Raw genomic sequence first — 14,483 nt, 5'->3', positions numbered from 1 at the left:
GAAGTCGCAGGCCATCGATCTGGAGGAAAGCTTGATCGCCGATGGCGATGCGCTCGAGCGCCTGGCCGCCGCCGCGTTGATCGTCGCCACCAGGGTCATGCAACTCGTGCAGGGTCGTGGCGCGGCCGGCCAGGCCTTCAAGGCCGCACGCCTCTTCAGCCCCACCGAGATCACCGTTTTGGAAGCACTTGTCACCAGGCTCGAAGGCAAGACCCAAAAGCAGAAGAACCCGCACCCCGTGCACACGCTCGCCTGGGCCGCCTGGTGCATCGCCCGGCTAGGAGGATGGAACGGCTACGCCAAGGAGCGGCCGCCAGGCCCGGTCACCTTCAGCAACGGCCTCAAACGTTTCCACGCCATCGCCGAGGGCTTCGCTCTTGCAAATCCCGACTAACCCCACCCAAAGCAAATGTGTGCGCACGCTAGCCCCTTGTGAGAGAAGGTGTCGCCGAAGGCGACGGATGAGGGGTGCTCCAGCTTGGCAATTTCGTTTTGCCAGTCATCAATCCGTAGCAATGCGCTCCTACGCAAATAGCAAACGGAACCGGTCCGCCATGCCACGATGGAAATCCGCGACGTTCGCAACTCTTGCCGCAATCGCCGCCCTCTGGTCGGCAGACGGCCTGCCGGCGGGCAGCGTTTCTCCCGGCCCGATGTCGCGCGCGGATGCCTTCGCACGCGCCGAGGCGCTGACGGCCTTGGGGCGAAAAATGTTCTTCGACCCAGCGCTCTCGGCCTCGGGCAAGCAGGCCTGCTCGTCCTGCCATGATCCCAACCATGCCTTCGGTCCAGCCTCCAACTCGCCGGTCGAGATGGGCGGGCCGAAGCTCGACCAGCCTGGCCTCCGCGCCGTGCCGTCGCTGCGCTACCTGCAGGCGGCACCGGCCTTCAGCGAGCATTTCTACGACTCCGAGGACGAGGGCGACGAGAGCGTCGACAACGGCCCGACCGGCGGGCTGACCTGGGACGGCCGCGCCGACCATGGCAAGGACCAGGCGAGGATCCCGCTTTTGTCGCCCCTCGAGATGGGCAACAAGGATGAAGCCCAGGTGGTCGCGACCTTGCGCAAGGCGCCCTATGCCGAAGCCTTCAAGGCAGCCTTCGGCACGGATGTGTTCGACCACCCGAAGGATGCCTTCAACGCCGCAGTGGAAGCGCTGGGCACATTCGAACAGAGCAGCACGGACTTTTATCCCTATTCCAGCCGCTACGACGCCTTCCTCGCCGGCAAGGCGCAACTGACGGCGCAGGAACTGCGCGGCCGCGCGCTGTTCGAGGATGAGGCCAAGGGCAATTGCGCGAGCTGCCATCTGAGCGAGCCAGCGAATAATGGCGAGCCGCCGCAATTCACCGATTACGGGCTGATCGCTATCGCCGTGCCGCGCAACCCGGCGATCCCCGCCAACGCCGATCCCGCCTATTTCGACCTTGGCCTCTGCGGCCCGCTGCGCACCGATTTCAAAGGCCGCGCCGAGTATTGCGGCCTGTTCAAGACGCCGACGCTGCGTAACGTCGCGCTGCGCAAGAGCTTCTTCCACAATGGCTATTTGCACACGCTGCGCGAGGCTGTCGCCTTCTACGCCAGTCGCGATAGCGATCCCGGCCGCTGGTATCCGAAGGACGCCGACGGCACGGTGAAGAAGTTCGACGACCTGCCGAAAGCCTACTGGGGAAACCTCAACACCGACCCGCCCTTAAACGGCAGGAAGCCCGGCGACAAGCCGGCGCTGACTGACGCCGAGATCGACGACATCGTCGCCTTTCTCGGCACGCTGACCGACGCCGACCAGGTGGGGCAGTGAGGTGGCGAAGGCTCGCCCGGGTTAAGGTATTGCGCGCATTTGCCGTTCAGCATCGAATCGAAGATATCGGACGAACGCGGGGCCTCCTATGTGGGCCAGATCACAGGATCGCCGTGAATTTCCTGCCATATTAGGCGCGCTTCATGGATGGAGTCTCGAGATGAGATTCGTCGCGGTGCAGGACCCGACCGGCAGTTGGACGGTGTTTGATACGGCCAATGAGGAGCCCGCCGAATTGGCCGGCCGCGTGCTTATCGGCTTGACGCCGCATGAAGCCCTGTGGCTCACGGCCGCGGCCAACGATGAAGAAGCGGGATGCCGTGAAACCCACGCTTTAGGGCTGCATCCACGCCAATAGGGCGCAGCACCGACAACTCACCCGTCCGCCAGGAAAGGCGTAAGCGTACAAGCGGTTGGGACGGCACGTTGCGAGATTGATTCAGGCTGCGCGCCTTGACGTCCCTTATCCCTCAGGCGCGTAGCGGCTGACCACCATGCCGCAGGCATACGCTTTGGACCCGAGCAGTTTCAACCTGGCGAAGCCGCCCTGGTCGAAGATACGGCGGCCGGCGCCCAGCACCGCAGGATTGATGAAGAGCTGGAACTCGTCGACCAGCCCGGCGGCGATCAGCGCCGAAGCAAAACCTGCGCCACCGAACACGGCTATGTCGCCGCCCTCGCTCGCCTTCAGCGTATTGATCTCGCGCGGCAGGTCGCCGCCGGCAACATGCGTGCGCTCCCAGCGCGAGGCCTTCAACCTGTTGCTCAGCACCACTTTTTGCGCTTTGACGATGCGCTGGGCGAACGCGTAGAAGCGGTCTTGCGGATATTTCCTCGCCGCATTGCTCCAGTGGCTGACATAGCCCTCCTCGGCCATCTTGCGGCTCAGGAGAATGGTGTCGACGGTGTCGAAGACGGCGTTGAAGTCCGCCTTCAACGCGTCGTCCCAGTCGCTCTCCTCGCCCCATTCCCAAAGTTGCCAGCCGTGGGCTTCGGCGGCGCCGACGAAGCCGTCGACCGACATCTGCATCTGCAGGATGAGTTTCTTCATCTCCGGTCCTCATGTTTCCGGCAAACGATTTACTTATGAAACCATTTGACGCACCGAGGAGAATGATGTCAATAGTAAATTGATTTAAAAATGGAACCGATGTCATGTCGACCCGGGAACGATCCGGCTGTCCGATCAGCCTGTCGCTCGAACTCATCGGCGACCGCTGGACATTGCTCATCATTCGCGACCTGGTCTTCGCGGGAAAAAGGCATTTTCGCGAGTTTCTGCAGTCGGACGAAGGCATCTCGTCGCGGACGCTGGCGGAGCGGCTGCAGACGCTGCAGGACGAAGGCATCCTCACCCGCAGCGACGACCCGACGCACGGCCTGAAGGCGATCTACCGGCTGACGGAGGCCGGCATCGATCTGCTGCCGGTGCTGGCCACGCTCGGCGCCTGGGGAAGCAAGCATCGCAAGGCCGATGAGGACTTGGCTCGGATTGCCATGGAGCTTGCGACGGGCGGCGAGCCGGCGCTGGAGCGGATGAAGGAGCAATTGAGGAAGGAGCATTTGGGGTAAGGCGCTGCGAGGCAAATCGCCCATGCATGCTGGCACTCCGCGGCGCGAAGGATCACGGCGCTACTAAGATCACCCCGTCGTGCTCCCCTTTCAGGAGACTTCGACCCTCCCCCGCGCTAAACTCGCCAGCCGCAACAGGATCGCCGCCATGATCGTCCAGGCTTGCATCAACGGCGCCCGCCCCGCCGATTTCCATCCCTCCCTGCCGCTCGACGCGCAGGCCATGGCGCGCGATGGCGCGGCCGCGATCGCAGCGGGCGCCGCCGAACTGCATGTCCATGCGCGCGGTGCCGACCGCCGGGAAAGCCTGGCGCCTGACGCGATGGACAAGACGGTGGCGGCGCTGCGCCGCGCCTGCCCGGGTACACTGATCGGTGTCTCCACCGGCGCCTGGATCGAGAAGGATGACAGGCGCACGCTCGCGGCCATCGCCGGCTGGAATGAGCTGCCCGACTATGCCTCAGTCAATCTCAGCGAGGCGGCGGCGCCCGAAGTGATGGAGACCTTGCACAGCCGCGGCGTCGGCATCGAGGCCGGGCTGGCGTCGATCGGCGACGCGCTCAGGCTCGCCAGCCTCGACCATGGTGGCCGGGTGTTGCGGGTGCTGATCGAGATTTCCGAACAGGAGCTGGATGAGGCCCTTGCCGTCGCCGACGGCATCGAAAAGGTGCTGCAGCGCGAAGGCATCCATCGCTCGATCCTGCTGCATGGCGAAAACGCCACCGTGTGGCCCCTCGTCGAGCGGGCGGCGGCGCGGAAATTTTCGACGCGCGTCGGACTGGAGGACGGCAAGGAATTGCTGAACGGCAGTGTGGCCAACGGGAACGCGGCGCTGGTGGCGGCGGCGGTGGGGATTTATCGAGGCAACAAATGACGGCTGATCTCCCCCGCAAGGGGAGATTGGCGCTCCGGCCTCACCGCTTATCCGCATTGCCCCGAGTTCCGCGCCTCTCGTTCGGTTGGAGCGCCTCGGAACGGTAGGCTTGTCAGGCCTGCCAGGCCGCGAGATCCGCCAGGATTCGCGCCTTCACGGCAGTGTCGGCATAGCTCGCATGCACCGATGTCGCGGCGAGCTGGCGGATGGTTTCGCTGTCCCAGGCGAAGGTGTCGGCGCAGGCGGCGTAGGACGCTTCGAGCGTCGTGTCGAGCAGCGCCGGATCGTCGGTGTTGATCGAAACGGGAACGCCGGCCTTGCGGAGCGCGTCGATCGGATGTTCGGCAAGCGACGGATAGATGCCGAGCGCGATGTTGGAGACTGGGCAGATGCCGAGCGGAATCCGCCTCTGCGCGAGCAGCTCGACCAGAGCCGGCTCCTCGATCGCCCGCACCCCATGGTCGATGCGGTCGGCGCCAAGCAGTTCGATGGCGTCGCGGACACCCTCGGGACCGCTCGACTCGCCGGCATGGACGGTCCGCCGCAAGCCGGCCGTGGCGGCGCGGCGGAACGCCTCGGCGAAGCGCGGACCGGTACGGCCGGCTGCCGCTTCATTTCCGTCGATCGAAAGGGCAACGACGCGCCGGTGCCTGATCCTGGCGAGCAGCTCAACCAGCTCGATCGCGTCCTCGGCCGATTGGGTCCGCAGCAGGCTGACGCAAAGCCCGGCCGGCGGGTATCCATCCTGCTCGGCGGCCGCGAACCCCGCGTCGAACGCGTCGATCATCCCGGGGATATTCCTGTACCAATGCGGCCAGTGGGTCGGGTTGACGATGACGTCGGCATAGCGCACACCGCTCTTGGCCATTCGCCGCGCAAATTTATAGGCGGTGACGGCCAGTTGCTCTCGTGTGCGGAACGTGCCGCACAGCCAGTCGAGCATTTCGAGGAAGCTTTTCAGATCGTGGGCCTCGAAGAGCCTGTCGCGCGGCGCGCGCAGCGGAATGCCCGCCTCCGCGCAATTCCTGATCACGTCGTCGACCTCGAAGCAGCCCTCGACATGGATGTGCACTTCGGCCTTCGGCAATCCGATGTAGTCGGTCACTGGAGCCTCCCGAGCTGGTGGCTGCATCAAATCACGAAAGGCGCGGTCAAGGCTTCAAGAAATGATTGAAAGATTTGTGCGTGATGACAGCCAATCTCCCCCTTTGCGGGGGAGAGCAGGACAGAGAGGGGTGTGAAGGATCGCCGGCGTGGGCGAGTTTCTACTCCAACCTTCAGTCGGCCGCGGCGATTGGGAAATTGCCGATAGGCCGGCGGGACAGCACCCCCCTCTGCCCTGCCGGGCATCTCCCCCACAAGGGGGGAGATTAGCGCTCCGGCCTCACTGCGTATCCGCGTGGGCCCTCAGCTCCGCGCGCTTCTCGTCCGACACCACGGCGAGATCCAGCACCTTCTGCAGACCGGCGGCGTGGCGGAAGGTCGGCTCGGTCTGCACGCCGCTCCTCACCGCATCGACGAAGCGCTGGTAGTTGGTCGGCACCGTGCCGGCGTCGAGGTCTTCCCATTTGGCGTTCTCGACATTGGCGCCAAGACAGGCCTTGAGCAGCGAGCCGTTGAGATTGTGCACAACCTCGATGCCGCCCTTGTCGCCATAGATGCGCAGCCGAAGCTCGTTCAGATGGCCGGTCGCCCAGCGGCTGGCATGCACCACGCCGAAGGCGCCGTTGGCGAAGTCGAGCGTCATGGCGAAGCTGTCATTGGCGTCGAGCTGGTATTCGCCGATGCGGTTGTCCGGCGCCTTGTCGAAGGCGCGCAGCCGGCAGAAGACGTGGTCGATGTCGAGGGCCGCGCCATAGCTCGCGAAATCGAGGATGTGGATGCCGACATCGCCGAGCACGCCGTTGGAGCCATGGCCGCGCGACAGCCGCCACAACCATTTCGGGTCGCTGCGCCAGTCGCCCCAGAATTTCGACACCAGCCAGCTTTGCAGGTAGGAGGCCTCGACATGGCGCACCGTGCCGATCTCGCCCGCCTGCACCATCCGGCGCGCCCTCTGCAGCGGCGCGACATTGCGGTAGGTGAGGTTCACCATGTTGACGAGGCCGGCGGCTTCCGCCGCAGCAGCCATCTCGATGGCCTTGCCGAAATTCTCGGCCAGCGGCTTTTCGCACAGCACCGGCTTGCCGGCGGCAATCAGCGCCATGGTGGTCGGATGGTGGATGCGGTCGGGCGTGACATTGGCGACCGCGTCAAATTGGCCCCATTCGAGCGCCGCCTCCAGCGAGGTGAAGCGCTTCGGGATCTTGTAGGCATCGGCATATTCGCCGACGCGGGTCGGATCGACATCGACGGCGCCGACGATGTCGACGCCCTCGATGGCGCTGAAGCGGCGGGCATGCTCCTGCGCCATCCAGCCGGTACCGAGTATCAAAAGCCGCATTGTGCCTCTCCAAGCAAATTGGTTCGATTCAATTATATGGGCGGATGTGGTCTAGTTGTAATTTGCACGCAATTCCAGGGGAACCGCGCCGCGCTTTCCTCGATGCTTTTAGCGGAAGCCGGACTCGCCCGGAGCGTGCAGCTTGCCGCCGCGTTCGACGATCGGCTCCAGCGCCTTCTCGACCGGTACGTTCGGCGCCTTGAGGATGGCCGGCTTCGACCCTTGCGGGTTCACCGCCCACTTCACCGCGTTGCGCAGCACCTTGTGCACGGTGGCGTCGTGATAGGTCGGATAGGTCTCGTGTCCAGGGCGGAAGTAGAAGACATTGCCGGCGCCGCGCCGAAAGGTCAGCCCCGAGCGGAACACCTCGCCGCCCTGGAACCAGGAGATGAAAACGGTTTCCATCGGCTCGGGAACGGCGAACTGCTCGCCATACATCTCCTCGTTCTCGAGCTCGAAAAACTCGCCGAGGCCTTCGGCGATCGGATGGCTGGGGCTCGTCACCCAAAGCCGCTCGCGCTCGCCGGCCTCGCGCCATTTCAGCGTGCAGGGCGTGCCCATCAGCCGCTTGAAGATTTTCGAGAAATGGCCGGAGTGGAGAACGATCAGCCCCATGCCTTCCCATACCCGGCGGGCGACGCGCTCGACCACCTCGTCGGCCACCGCGCCATGATCCTTGTGGCCCCACCAGACAAGCACATCGGTCTCGGCGAGGCGCGACTCCGGCAGGCCGTGCTCCGGCTGCTCAAGCGTCGCGGTCGAGGCGGAGATCGCCTTGTCGGCGTTGAGGGCGTTGGCGATGGTCGTGTGCATGCCTTCCGGATAGATGCCGGCGACCACCTCGTTGGTCCGCTCATGGATGTTCTCGCCCCAGACGACAGCGCGAATTGTCATGGATAGCCTCGTGCATGATTGTGAGGGTGGAGCCGCCCCGGCGCCCATTCATAAAGGCTTCGGCGGGTATTGGAAGCGGTTTTCAAGTGTTGGTTGGACGGGACCTCTCGCGGGACGCCTGCCAGTAGGCGCGCCAGCCTGAAAGCTTCCTTCCGAAACAATGACATACACTCTTATGCCGCAAAACTGATTCAACCTCATCCACCCGTTGGCAAGCGCCCTCTCCCGTGCGCAATATCGGCGATGGTCGAAGTGCTTGTAGGGGTGGCGATCTTTGCTTGTCTGGCCGGGGCCGCGCTGGTCAGCCTGCTGATCTATGAGCGCTTTCCCGCTCATCACCGCCAGGACGATACCAGCGCCGTGGTGCGGCTTGCCGCCAACCTTTTCGTGGTGATGTCCTCGTTGGTGCTCGGCCTGATGATCAATTCGGCCAAGAACACGTTCGAGACCATCGACCACAACGTCCACAGCTTCGCCACGCAACTAATCCTGCTCGACCGCTCGCTCAGGCAATACGGTCCAGAGACAGGCAGCGCGCGCGCCTCGCTCGCCGCCTATGTGCAGCGGGTCGTCGACGCCACCTCGCTTTCGCAGAAGACGCCGGTGGTCGCCAACCGGCTGTCGGAGCTGCTGCTCAATCAGGTCGGCGACCAGCTGGCAGCCCTGACTCCGCCCGAGGCCAAGCGCGCGTCGGCGCTGCAGGCCGCGCAGCAGCAGCTGCAGAAGGTGATCGAGCAGCGCTGGGCTCTGGTCGAGCAATCCGACGGCAACATCCCAGAGCCGTTGATGACGCTGCTCGTCGCCTGGCTGATGCTGATCTTCGCCAGCTTCGGCTTCCGGGCGCCGCGCAACGCCACCGTTGTCGGCACTTTCCTCATCTCGGGAGCGCTGGCGGCGGCGGCGATCTATCTGATCATGGATATGGACACGCCCTTCTCCGGCCCGATCCAGGTCTCGCCGGCGCCCCTGCAAAGGGCGCTGGCGGAACTGACTGAGTGAGATCACGACATATCGACCAACAGCTTCGCCGCCACCTCGGCGCCATCAGCGCGGACCGAGCGGGCGACTTCGCTCGCGCGGATGCGAGTTTCAGATGCAAGCGCGGTCTCCAGCGCCGCCGACAAGGACTCCGCGGTCGGCGTTGGACCCTCATGCGCTGCGCCTATGCCGAGCTCGGCCACCCGCCGCGCCCAATAGGGCTGATCGCCGATCTGCGGCACCACCACCTGTGGCGCGGCTGCCCGCGTGGCGGCGACGGTCGTGCCCGCGCCGCCGTGATGCACCACGGCGGCCACGCGCCCAAACAGCGCCTGCTGGTTGACATCGCCGACGGCGAAGCAATCGTCGCGATCGTCGATCAGACCGAGCTCGGCCCAGCCATGCGCGATCACGGTGCGCCGGCCCTTGGCGCGGATCGCCTCGATGGCTGCGCGGCCGGACTCCTTGGCGACGGCGATGCTGCCGAAGCCGACATAGACCGGCGGCGGGCCGGCCTCGAGGAACGCTTCCAGCCCGTCAGGAAGCGGCCGTTGGTCCGGCAGGATCCAGGCGCCGGTCTGCAGGGCGTCGGTCAAGTCCGTGGGCAGCCACGGCCCGAGCGTCGGATCGCAGGCAAGCAGGACAAGGTCGCCATAGACATAGTCGCGGACATTCTCCACCGCAGGCAATCCGAGCGAAGCGCGGTGGCTGTTGATCGCTTCGCCGAACAGCGCGTTTTTGGTCGCGATATCCGTCTGCCACAGCAGCCGGTTGTCGGTCACCCCGGCGGGAAGCCGATGTCCAGGATATTCATGCGGACGGTTGTGCGCCGACGGCAGCCAGATCGGACAGAAGGTGGCAAGATTGTAGGGGATCCCCCGCCGCTCGGCGACCAGCCGCGCCGCGGCACAGGATGGAAACAGGCCGCACGCCACCACGGTATCGCAGCCTTCAGCGGCAGCCATGAGCGCATCATATTGCTTGGCGACGATTTCGGCCGCCTGGTCGGAGATCAGCGCGGCAACACCCTCGGGCGACGCCGATGCCCTGCGGCGCACCATTTCCTTCGCCCATTCGCGCACCGGCGCGAAGGCCGGCGCAAAAGGCAGGCCGGCCCGGGCGCACAGCGCGGTAAATTCCGCATCACCAGGAACACTCACCCGCACCTCGGCGCCCAGCGCCTGCAATCGCTCGCCGAGCGCCACCACCGGCTCGACATCTCCGCGCGAGCCGTAGGTCGACAACAAAATCCGCATTCGGGAATTCCCTTTCCTAGAAATTCAGGTCAAGGGAAGCGTACATACCGCATGGCCGGGGTCTTGCCGCAAGCCCAGGGTCCGCCATATCTACCTTCTGGGAGGGCGAGATATCCCTTCGCTCCCGCATTCTCCACAAGTCGATGGTCCCACTGTCGCGCGTTATCGTGCTCGGCGCGCCGACCTCGGCAAGGACACGATCCGGCCAAGCGGAAACAGGCGATGGCGACCTGGTTTCCCTGGCACAGAAATTTTGACCGGTCGGATATGTTTGCGTTGGGCAGGTCGCATGTCTCCGCGATCGGCCGAAACGGCGACCGCTTTGTCATCCTCAGGCGGAGCAAGGAGCGGAGCGACGCGGCGCAGACCCCGGGATCCTGCTGCGACTTCTCTAGAGCAATTCCAGGAAGAAGTGTGAAACGGTTAGGCTCGGCGACTTCGCCGTAGCCCTCCGTCCGGAAATGAGTCAAAACAAAGAGATAGAGCGGTTCGCCGTTTCCATGAAACGGTGAAGCGCTCTGGGCGTCACTACGGTAGCTGCGCCTTGGGATGACGACGTTGGGGAGGCTTCGGCCTACTCCAAACGTCGTCAAATCCTGAAATCACCCCTGGCGTCCTTCCTGGGCGACCTGCGTGGGCGACCTGGTCAGGCGCGGGACGACGACGAGGCGCTTGATCTTGCCCTTCTTGTAGGCGGCAAGGAAGCGCTGGTAGTCCTTGAAGACGACGCAGCCATTGGATTCGGCTCGGCCACCGCGCAGCATGTAGGTGTGAGCGAGCAGACCGTCGCGGCCGTATTTGTTGCCGCCGCTGGTCGGCGTCAGCCGGATCGCCTCGACGCCGTGGAAGCGCGATTCACGCAGCGACAGATTATAGGTGTCGGGCGGCGTCGGGCCGACATTCTTGCGGTCGACGAAGCGCGGCTGGTCGACCATCGAGCCGTAGCCCGAATGCGCCTCCAGCTTCGAACCGTCCGGCATGTAGACCGTTTTTGCCGAGATATCGTAGACGGCGACGCCATTGCCTGTCGAAGGCGAATTGAACAGGCTCCCAAAGGCCCTGCCGAGGCCGCCGCGCTCGGGCGTGTCCGGCTTGGCATAGGCGAGCATCTCGGAAGGCTGCGCCTTACTGCGTTTGGTCGGCCCACCATCCAACGGCTTCGAGCCCTGCACGCCCGGAAGCGCCTGGTCGGAGTTCCTGAGCGAGCGCGGCGTCTGCGGGCCTCGGGCGGTATCGACAGCGGCCGGTTGCGGCTTGGCAGGCTCCGGCTTGGCAGCTTGGGGCTTTTCAGCCTGGCTTGCCTGCGGCTTGGCAGGCTCCGGCTTCCGCGCGGCATTCTGTTCGGGCGCCTCGGTCGCGCGCTCGAGCGTGGTGCGCGGCCTCAAGCCCGGCACGGCGATGCTGTCTGGCAATTCGTCCTGGGGCGGCAGCGAGGCGACCTGCACTTCGCCCTGATCGGCTGCGGCCTGTCCGGCTGCCTCGGCGTTCGCCGCCGAGAGCGCGGCCGGCATGTCGGCCGTCTCTTCGGGCATGACATTGGCGAGCGCCAGCGCCAGCTCGGACGCGCCCCGGGTGTCGACCTGGTTTGAGCCGAAGCGTTCCTCGGCCGGGCCGCTCAAGGTCGGGTCGGTCTGGGTCGGGTCGGTCTGGGTCGGGTCGGTCTGGGTCGGGTTGGTCTGGGCCGCGCCGCCGAAACGGCTCGCCGACGGCAGGCTTGCAAGCAGCACCGGCGCGCTCTCGGCGCGATGGAAGGCATCGGCAAGTTTCTGCGGCGAAAGCCCGGCGCGCTTGATGACGCTGTCGAAACGGTCGGCGACGTCGGCGGCCGAGGCTACCTCAACGGCCTTGTCACGCGCAGCGCCGATCTTCTCAAACGCGACGCTGTCCGGCGCCGCCGGCTTCAGGCGCGCCGCCTTGCCGTCATGAACTGGATTGGAGGGAGTTGGAATGGAGGAGGTTGGGGTGGAGGAGGTCGAGGTGGAATGCGCGAAGCCGGTGGCGAGACTTAGACAGCCGGCGTCGCAGCCGCCGGTGAGCGAGCCCGCCTTGTACGCGTCGGCCGCGGCAAGGCTCGGCGCCCAGGCGTTGGCAAGCTTGCGCCGCTGGTCGGCGAGCGCGATGTTGCGCGGCGCAAGCAGGCTCCGCGGCAATCCATCGGAAGCGGCGGTGAGCGAGGTGCCCACCGAATAAAGGCCAGCCATGGTCGCCACCGACCATAGAACGAGCGCCCCGCCGATTGCGGGCACCATGACCCAGCGCCGGCCGGATCTCTTCGAAGTTGACCCCCTCTCTGGAGTGTCACCCCGGGACTTCACACACAACAACGCCATACGACCACTCTCAATCGGCATGCCGGTTTTCGCACCTGGCACCCGTCACGATCACAGTTCGCCTGGTGCCCCCTGCACCTTCACGCGTCTGTTGCCGATTGATTCAAAAGATGGACAAAGATGGTTAACCAATCCCTCCACCAATCGCCATTGTGGCGACGGTCCATACGAAAAAGAGCCCTCCATGGTCTCCGCCACGGTAAAAATGCTCTCCCTCGCCTGCTTTTGCTGCCCGTTTTTGCAGGCCGAGTCAAGCAACACAAGGGTTTTGCCCTTTCAGGCAATCGCCGGCTACAGACGGATTGAGGTAAAAAAACGGCGGGAATTGCCTGCCGGGCGAGGTGCGACATTGCTGCTGGAGGCGAAACGCGGGGCGAACTCCCGCGGTAGGAAGGAAGATTTCGCCGCGTGCCGAAAATCAATGACGGAATGGCTAGGTCGCTTCACGCTCGGGCCGAGCGGCGCTTCGAAAGCGACTGCCACAACTCCGCTTCGGCGGTGAAGCCGTTCTGGAAAGCCTCGATGACCTCGCAGGCAAGCTGTTGTCTTTGGTCGCGGTCTTTAAGGGCAAGACGGCGCTCGTCGCACAACTGGTCAAATACCCTTTGGAGAAGCTCCAGCTCGATCGGCGTGAATATGCCGCTGTGTTTGGTGAAAGCCATCACGCTCCCCCCGCAGATGGGCGAACGCATGATCTACTCTTTCAAGCGCCCGTGCGCCTCGGCTCAGTGCGGACGACAGAGCATTTTACACTCTTCGCAGTGGCGTAGCGATTCCTTTCAGCGCATTCCGTCCGGTTCGTCGGCAACGCCGACATGATGCCGATAGACCATTCCCCAACCCTTCCAGCCGGTGAACAGGAGGATGAGGACGACGATCAGCGACAGGACCAGGCCGACCGGTTTTTCCGCCGCCTCGCCATGGGCATATCGCGAGTACCAGTTGTAGAGCTCGATCAGGACGACAATGACGTTGCCGCCGGCGTGAAGCCATACGTCTCGAAGGCTGCGGATCTGAGCATCGCCCAGTATATCGGTCAGGCCGGCAAGAGCGGCCAGCCCGGCCATGATCAGGCCGGCGCCGAGGAGCCAGAGCGACGGGGCGACCCAGGCCGGGTTGCCGGTTCTCCAGAAGACAAGGTCGCAAACGAAAGTCGCGACGAAGAAGGCGATCGGGAACGGTATCAGCATCGCATGGATAGGATGGCCGGCAATGCTCGCCGTGCTGTGCGGATTGTGGGTGATCGTTTCCTGGGCCATCGTAAGGCCTCCTCGAGGCGTGGCGAGCGCCGCCCCGGGCCACGTCACAATTGCTCACGGGCTTGGCGGCAAAAGCCGGGCTACATATCGAACTCCGGATGTTTCGGAATGTTCCATAACCCGGCCTGCCGAGACGCATCGACACGCGGCGGCAACGACATAGCCGCATATGCTGTCGGCGGCATCCCGATCGAATGCGAACCGAAACAAACAATTATGTGCTAGCCTCGCGCGCAATCAAACGGACGGCGGATGGATAGCCATGTTGGAAACGGACAAGGTGTTCGCCGGCTCGATTCCGGAAAACTACGATCGCCATATGGTGCCGTTGATTTTCGAGCCATACGCCGCCGATCTTGCCCGACGGGCAGCGTCCCTGTCGCCCGGCGCCGTTTTGGAAACCGCCGCAGGCACCGGAGTGGTCACCCGTGCATTGGCGCCAAAACTGTCCCCCGGCGCGAGCTATATCGTGACCGACCTCAACCAGCCGATGCTCGACTACGCCGCTTCGCGACAAGGTCCCGACAGCCGTATCCAATGGCGCCAGGCAGATGCTCTGGCCCTGCCGTTTGAAGATGCGGCCTTCGATCTCGTTTGCTGTCAGTTCGGCGCGATGTTCTTCCCCGACCGCACCGCTGCCTATCGCGAGGCAAGGCGCGTGCTAAAGCCCGGCGGGCGCTTCCTGTTCAGCGTATGGGACCGCATCGAGGAGAATGTATTCGCGCATGATGTGACGAATGCTCTTGCCGAGATCTTTCCGAATGATCCGCCGCGCTTCCTGGCGCGCACGCCGCACGGCTACCACGACAAGGACCTGATCCATAGCGATCTGGAGGCTGCTGGCTTCTCCCATGTGGCTATCGAGACGAGGGCCGAACAAAGCCGTGCACCCTCGCCCCGCTTTCCAGCCGTCGCATACTGTCAGGGAACCCTTCTTCGCAACGAAATCGAGGCGAGAGAAGCGGGAAAACTGCAAGCCGCAACCGACTATGCCGCATCCGTGCTCGCAGACAGGCATGGCAGGGGCGAGGTTGCCGCCAAGATTCAGGCGCATGTGATCGTGGCCGCGTAGAGC

At 64.4% G+C, this 14,483-nt stretch carries 14 protein-coding genes and 1 pseudogene; 7 read left to right on the top strand and 8 right to left on the bottom strand.

What is annotated here, in order from left to right:
* The 3 genes and pseudogenes from RFN28_RS18880 to RFN28_RS18870 form a co-directional block, all read left to right on the top strand.
* Nucleotides 1-394 (top strand): annotated as a pseudogene (locus tag RFN28_RS18880) (IS4 family transposase); the annotation flags it as partial.
* Nucleotides 395-554: 160 nt separating this feature from the next.
* Complete coding sequence (locus tag RFN28_RS18875) at nt 555-1,802, top strand: cytochrome-c peroxidase (protein ID WP_320288829.1); 1,248 nt, start codon at nt 555-557, stop codon at nt 1,800-1,802.
* Between the two features lie 160 nt (nt 1,803-1,962).
* Nucleotides 1,963-2,160, top strand: a complete 198-nt coding sequence (locus RFN28_RS18870) for a hypothetical protein (protein WP_320288828.1) — start codon at nt 1,963-1,965, stop codon at nt 2,158-2,160.
* Between the two features lie 105 nt (nt 2,161-2,265).
* Here the strand turns inward: RFN28_RS18870 and RFN28_RS18865 are convergent, their stop codons facing one another.
* On the bottom strand, nt 2,266-2,853 hold the full coding sequence (locus tag RFN28_RS18865) for a dihydrofolate reductase family protein (RefSeq protein ID WP_320288827.1): 588 nt from the start codon (nt 2,851-2,853) through the stop codon (nt 2,266-2,268).
* A 104-nt stretch (nt 2,854-2,957) separates the two neighbouring features.
* Between RFN28_RS18865 and RFN28_RS18860 the strand changes: the two genes are divergently transcribed.
* Both RFN28_RS18860 and RFN28_RS18855 read left to right on the top strand, forming a co-directional pair.
* A complete protein-coding gene (locus RFN28_RS18860; RefSeq protein WP_320288826.1) occupies nt 2,958-3,374 on the top strand; it encodes a winged helix-turn-helix transcriptional regulator in 417 nt (138 codons plus the stop codon).
* Between the two features lie 148 nt (nt 3,375-3,522).
* Nucleotides 3,523-4,248 (top strand): 3-keto-5-aminohexanoate cleavage protein, encoded by a 726-nt coding sequence (locus tag RFN28_RS18855; protein ID WP_320288825.1) that lies wholly within the window; start codon nt 3,523-3,525, stop codon nt 4,246-4,248.
* A gap of 112 nt (nt 4,249-4,360) precedes the next feature.
* Here the strand turns inward: RFN28_RS18855 and add are convergent, their stop codons facing one another.
* From add to RFN28_RS18840, 3 genes are all read right to left on the bottom strand, one after another.
* Entirely contained in the window at nt 4,361-5,353 is a 993-nt protein-coding gene (gene add / locus RFN28_RS18850) for an adenosine deaminase (RefSeq protein WP_320288824.1), read from the bottom strand.
* 279 nt (nt 5,354-5,632) lie between these two features.
* Nucleotides 5,633-6,691, bottom strand: coding sequence for a Gfo/Idh/MocA family protein (locus RFN28_RS18845; RefSeq protein WP_320288823.1), 1,059 nt, complete (start codon nt 6,689-6,691; stop codon nt 5,633-5,635).
* Between the two features lie 108 nt (nt 6,692-6,799).
* Entirely contained in the window at nt 6,800-7,585 is a 786-nt protein-coding gene (locus RFN28_RS18840; RefSeq protein ID WP_320288822.1) for a ThuA domain-containing protein, read from the bottom strand.
* 243 nt (nt 7,586-7,828) lie between these two features.
* On the opposite strand from RFN28_RS18840, the gene RFN28_RS18835 reads away from it, so the two are divergent.
* A complete protein-coding gene (locus RFN28_RS18835; RefSeq protein ID WP_320288821.1) occupies nt 7,829-8,584 on the top strand; it encodes a bestrophin-like domain in 756 nt (251 codons plus the stop codon).
* 2 nt (nt 8,585-8,586) lie between these two features.
* Here the strand turns inward: RFN28_RS18835 and RFN28_RS18830 are convergent, their stop codons facing one another.
* From RFN28_RS18830 to RFN28_RS18815, 4 genes are all read right to left on the bottom strand, one after another.
* Nucleotides 8,587-9,819: a glycosyltransferase gene (locus RFN28_RS18830; RefSeq protein WP_320288820.1), complete on the bottom strand. Its 1,233-nt coding sequence runs from the start codon at nt 9,817-9,819 to the stop codon at nt 8,587-8,589.
* 602 nt (nt 9,820-10,421) lie between these two features.
* A complete protein-coding gene (locus RFN28_RS18825) occupies nt 10,422-12,068 on the bottom strand; it encodes a tlde1 domain-containing protein (protein WP_320288819.1) in 1,647 nt (548 codons plus the stop codon).
* A gap of 524 nt (nt 12,069-12,592) precedes the next feature.
* Entirely contained in the window at nt 12,593-12,811 is a 219-nt protein-coding gene (locus RFN28_RS18820; RefSeq protein WP_320288818.1) for an RNA-binding protein, read from the bottom strand.
* Nucleotides 12,812-12,928: 117 nt separating this feature from the next.
* Nucleotides 12,929-13,408 (bottom strand): DUF2231 domain-containing protein, encoded by a 480-nt coding sequence (locus RFN28_RS18815; protein WP_320288817.1) that lies wholly within the window; start codon nt 13,406-13,408, stop codon nt 12,929-12,931.
* 262 nt (nt 13,409-13,670) lie between these two features.
* Between RFN28_RS18815 and RFN28_RS18810 the strand changes: the two genes are divergently transcribed.
* Complete coding sequence (locus RFN28_RS18810) at nt 13,671-14,480, top strand: class I SAM-dependent methyltransferase (RefSeq protein WP_320288836.1); 810 nt, start codon at nt 13,671-13,673, stop codon at nt 14,478-14,480.
* Nucleotides 14,481-14,483 lie beyond the last annotated feature (3 nt).

It is taken from the genome of Mesorhizobium album, from assembly GCF_033977205.1.
Classification (GTDB): Bacteria; Pseudomonadota; Alphaproteobacteria; order Rhizobiales; family Rhizobiaceae; genus Mesorhizobium; species Mesorhizobium album.
This window is presented reverse-complemented; position numbering and strand designations above follow the sequence as displayed.